General features: G+C 69.4%; 1 protein-coding gene. It reads right to left on the reverse strand.

Features of this window, described 5'->3' with window-relative positions:
• A partial coding sequence (locus tag ACWD2L_RS40765; protein WP_351345877.1) for an amino acid adenylation domain-containing protein occupies positions 1-4,973 on the reverse strand: 4,973 nt, incomplete at both ends.

The raw sequence follows: 4,973 nt of genomic DNA on the forward strand, positions 1-4,973 counted from the left end.
AGCTTGCCGTTGACCGTCAGAGGCAGCTCATCCAGCGTCACGAACGCGGCCGGCACCATGTACTCCGGCAACCGCGACGCCACCACGTCCCGCAGGCCGCTTGTGTCCAGGCCGGCATCGGTGTCCGATGCCACTACGTAGGCGACCAGGCGCTCGTCCCCAGGTGTGTCCTCACGTGCGATCACCGCCGCCTGCGCCACCTCGGCGTGCGCTTCGAGCACGGCCTCGATCTCGCCGGGCTCGATGCGGAAGCCGCGGATCTTGACCTGCTCGTCGACCCGGCCGCCGAAGACGAGTTGGCCGTCCGGGGTCCACTTGGCCACGTCACCGGTCCGGTACATCCGCTCCCCGGACCCCGTCCCGAACGGGCACGCCACGAACCGCTCACCCGTCAGACCGGGCCGGCCCACATAGCCGCGCGCCAGACCGGCACCCGCCACGTACAGCTCACCCGCAACACCCACCGGCACCGGCTGGAGCGTCTCGTCGAGGACGTACAGGCGCGTATTCGCGATCGGCGCGCCGATCGACGGCACCTCTCCCGGTGCCAGCGGCTGCGACATCGACGCACACACCGTGATCTCCGTCGGGCCGTATGCATTGATCAGTCGACGACCCGAAGCCCACCGCTCCACCAGACCCGCATCCAGGGCCTCACCCGCAGATACGAGCGTGGTCACCGAGCCCAGATCGGCGGCGTCGAGAGCGCCCAACACCACCGGAGGCAACGTCGCATGCGTGATCCCGTTACCGGCAATCAGATCGGCCAGCCCGCCACCCGGCAACAGCTCGTCGGCCGACGCCATCACCAAAGCCGCACCCGAGCACAGTGTCACCAGCACCTCGGACACCGCCGCATCGAAACCGATCGACGCGAACTGCAACACCCTCGAGCCACGTTCCACCGCAAACCGCTCACCCTGCGCCGCCACCAGATTCACCACACCGGCATGCGCGACACCCACGCCCTTGGGCACACCCGTCGACCCCGACGTATAGATCACATACGCCAGCCCAGTCGGCGACACTGTCAACTGCGGGGCGGTACTCAGCAGTTCGGCCAGCTGTGCCTGCACTTCCGGCTCATCGAGCCACACAACCGGCATGCCGGTCAGCACCGCCGCCAGGCTCTCGGCTGCCGTGTGGTCCGCCACCAGCAGCTGCACACCACCGTCGCCGAGCATGAACTCGACTCGTTCGCGCGGCAGTTGTCCATCGATCGGCAGATACGCCGCACCCGCCTTCCACACGCCCAGGATGGCGGCGACCAGCTCCGGCCCACGCGGCAGGCACAGCCCGACCACCGACTCCGGGCCCACGCCGCGGTCACGCAGGCAGTGCGCCAGCCGGTTGGCGCGTGCGTCCAGCTCGGCGTACGACCACTCGTCGCCGTCGGCCATCACTGCCACCGCATCCGGTGCGGCGTGCACCCGCTGGGCGAAGAGCTCGATGGCTGTGTCCGCCGGGCCTGCGGCCTCGGTGTCGTTCCACCGGTGGAGGAGGTCCTCGCGGTCCTGGGTGGCGAGGACGTCGATGCTGCGCAGCGTGGCATCGGGGGCGTCGACGAGGGAGGTGACGGTGTTCTCCACCGCGGTGCGCAGCAGCCGAGCCACCAACTGCGGGTCGACCGAGTCGGCCACCTCCACCGTCAGTGTCAGGGCGCCACCGCTGCGGTCGTTGACCGACACCGCCATCGGATAGTTCGTCCGCTCCCGCACGAACACATTACGGATCCCGGCCATCGGATCCGGGCGATCAGCCTCCGTCTGCCTCTCCGTATCCGTATCCGTATCCGTATCCGGCCTTGACTCCGAATCCGAATCCGAATCCGACTCCGGCTCCGGCTCCGGCTCCGGCTCCGACTGGCTGGATTCCCCCGCGATGTGCCGGTAGTTGAAGATGGAGGTGAACAGGGGTGTGCTGTCCGTCAGACCGCTGGCCTGCTGTGCCACCGCCAGCGGAGCATGCTCATGCTCCAGCAGCCCGGCCAGCTGGACCTGCATCTCCTCCACGGCCGCCTGCACACCCACGTCGCCTATGCGCAACCGCACCGGCAGGGTGTTGATGAACGGGCCGATCACCCGGTCCGAGCCCTCGCCGGCGTTCATCCGGCCGAACAGCACGGTGCCGAACACCACGTCGTCCCGGCCGGCCACCACCGCAAGGACCCGCGCCCAGGCCACGTGCAGCACCGTCGCCGCACTCACCCCGAGCCGCTGCGCCACGTCCCGCAGTCCCGCTACGACCTCCGCGTCCAGGGGAACCATCTCGGAGACCACGTCGGAGCCGTCACCGCGCACGTCCATGAGCCCGAACGGGGCGGTCGGCTCGCTCACGTCCGCCAAAAGCTCACTGAAGAACCGCTCGTGCTCGGACCGTGGCACGTCACGGCTCTGCGCCACGAAGTTCCGGAACGGCATCGCCGGCGCCAGCTCGTCCTCCCGGCCGGCCAGCACCGCCCGCAGTTCCTGCAGCAGCACGTCCATGCCCAAGTGGTCCTGCACCATGTGATGCATCCGCACCACACCGAGCCACCGGCCCTCCGGGACCTCGGCCATGTGCAGATCCATCAGCGAAGCCCGGTCCAGGTCCATCACGGAGCCCGCCATGGTCAGCAAGGTTTCGACCGCGGCCGTCGGATCCGCCGGATCGACCTCCAGCGCATGCTCGACGACGGGCAGCACGGCTTGTCGCCACACCACCTGGACCGGCTCGCGCAGCCCCTCCCACACCACGGCCGTGCGGTAGATGTCGTGCCGGTCCACCACGCGCTGCAGCGCGTGGGCGAAGTCGTCCAGGTGCTCCCGTGAAGCGAACTCCACTACGCGTACGGAGACATACGCGTCGACGCCGCCGTCCGCCAGCAGATGGTGGAAGAGCAGTCCCTCTTGCAGTGGCGCCAGCGGATAGATGTCCGCCACGTTCGACGCTCCGCCGTCGACCGCCGCGACCACCCGGTCGATCTCCTGCTGCGACAGCTCGACCAGCGGGAGCATCTCCGGCGTGATCCGCTCCGCATCCGCCGGTATCAGGTTCTCGGGCACCTCCACCGAGCCGATGCCCGTGGCTCCGGCCAGGCCGGCCGGAGTGGGGGCCTCGAACAGGGCCCGTACCGACACCGACACACCGCGCACGCGGAGCCGTTCGACAAGGGTCACCGCCAGCAGGGAGTGCCCGCCCAGCTGGAAGAAGTTGTCGTCGACCCTGACCGACTCCACGCCCAGCACCTCGGCGAACACCTCGCAAAGGATCTCCTCCTGCGCGGTGGCCGGGGCACGGCCCGCACCCGCGACGTACTCCGGTGCGGGCAGGGCCCTGCGGTCGAGCTTGCCGTTGACGGTCAGCGGCAGTTCCGCCAGTGTCACGAACGCGGCCGGGACCATGTACTCCGGCAGCCGGGATGCCACGAGGTCACGCAGACCATCCGTGTCGATGCTGCTCTCGCCGGGGTCGGTGTCCGGGTCCGATGCCACTACGTAGGCGACCAGGCGCTTGTCACCGGGGGTGTCCTCACGTGCGACCACCGCGGCCTGGGCCACCTCGGCGTGAGCTTCGAGTACGGCCTCGATCTCGCCGGGCTCGATGCGGAAGCCGCGGATCTTGACCTGCTCGTCGGCGCGGCCGCCGAAGACGAGTTGGCCGTCCGGGGTCCACTTGGCCAGGTCTCCGGTCCGGTACATCCGCTCACCGGAACCTGTCCCGAACGGGCAGGCCACGAACCGCTCACCCGTCAGGCCCGCACGGCCGACGTAGCCGCGTCCAACGCCGGCTCCTGCCACGTACAGCTCGCCCATAACCCCGACCGGCACCGGCTGGAGCGACTCATCGAGGACGTACAGGTGTGTGTTGGCAGTTGGCGTACCGATCGTCGGCGCGTCTCCCGGTGTCAGCGGCTGCGACATCGACGCACACACCGTGATCTCGGTCGGGCCATAGGCGTTGATCAGCCGACGACCCGAAGCCCACCGCTCCACCAGACCCGCGTCCAGGGCTTCACCGGCAGATACGAGCGTGGTGACCGAGGCCAGGTCGGTGTCGGCGTCGAGAGCGCCCAGCACCGCCGGCGGCAGCGTCGCATGCGAAATCCCGTTACCGGCGACCAGATCGGCCAGCCCGCCGCCCGGCAGCAGTTCGTCGGCCGATGCCATCACCAGGGCCGCACCCGAGCACAGTGTCACCAGCACCTCGGACACCGCGGCATCGAAACCGATCGACGCGAACTGCAACACCCTCGAGCCACGTTCCACCGCAAACCGCTCACCCTGCGCCGCCACCAGATTCACCACACCGGCATGCGCGACCGCCACACCCTTGGGCACACCCGTCGACCCCGACGTATAGATCACATACGCCAGGCCGGCCGCATCGATCGCCACCGCCGGCGTGGTGTCCGGCTGGGCCTCGAGCAGCGCAGCCGTCATCGGGTCGTCGACAGCGACCATCCGTACCCGCCCGGCCGGCAGGTCGTCGAGGGCCTCCTGCGTTCCCAATACGAGCTGCGCCCGGCTGTCGGCCAACATGAACGCCACGCGCTCCACCGGCAGCCGGCCGTCGATCGGCAGATATGCCGCGCCCGCCTTCAACACTCCGAGGATCGCGGTCACCAACTCGGCGCCGCGCGGCAGGCACACACCTACCACGGACTCCGGGCCCACGCCCATGCCGCGCAGATGGTGCGCCAGCCGATTCGCCGCTGCATCCAACTCGCCGTACGTCAGCTCGACGCCGTCCGCCATCACCGCCACCGCGTCGGGAGCGGCGGCCACCTGCTGTCCGAATGCCTCGACGACGTGCGTGCCCGTGATGGGGGCGGTGGTGTCATTCCACACGTGCAGGAGTTGTTCGCGTTCGTCGTCGCGCAGGACGTCCACGGCGCCCAGCCGGGTCTCGGGTGCCGTGGTCACGAGTTCAAGGACCCGGTTCCAGCGCTCGGCGAGCGCCTCCACCGAACCGGCATCGAACAGGTCCACCGC

The sequence above is a fragment of the Streptomyces sp. NPDC002754 genome, from assembly GCF_053592315.1.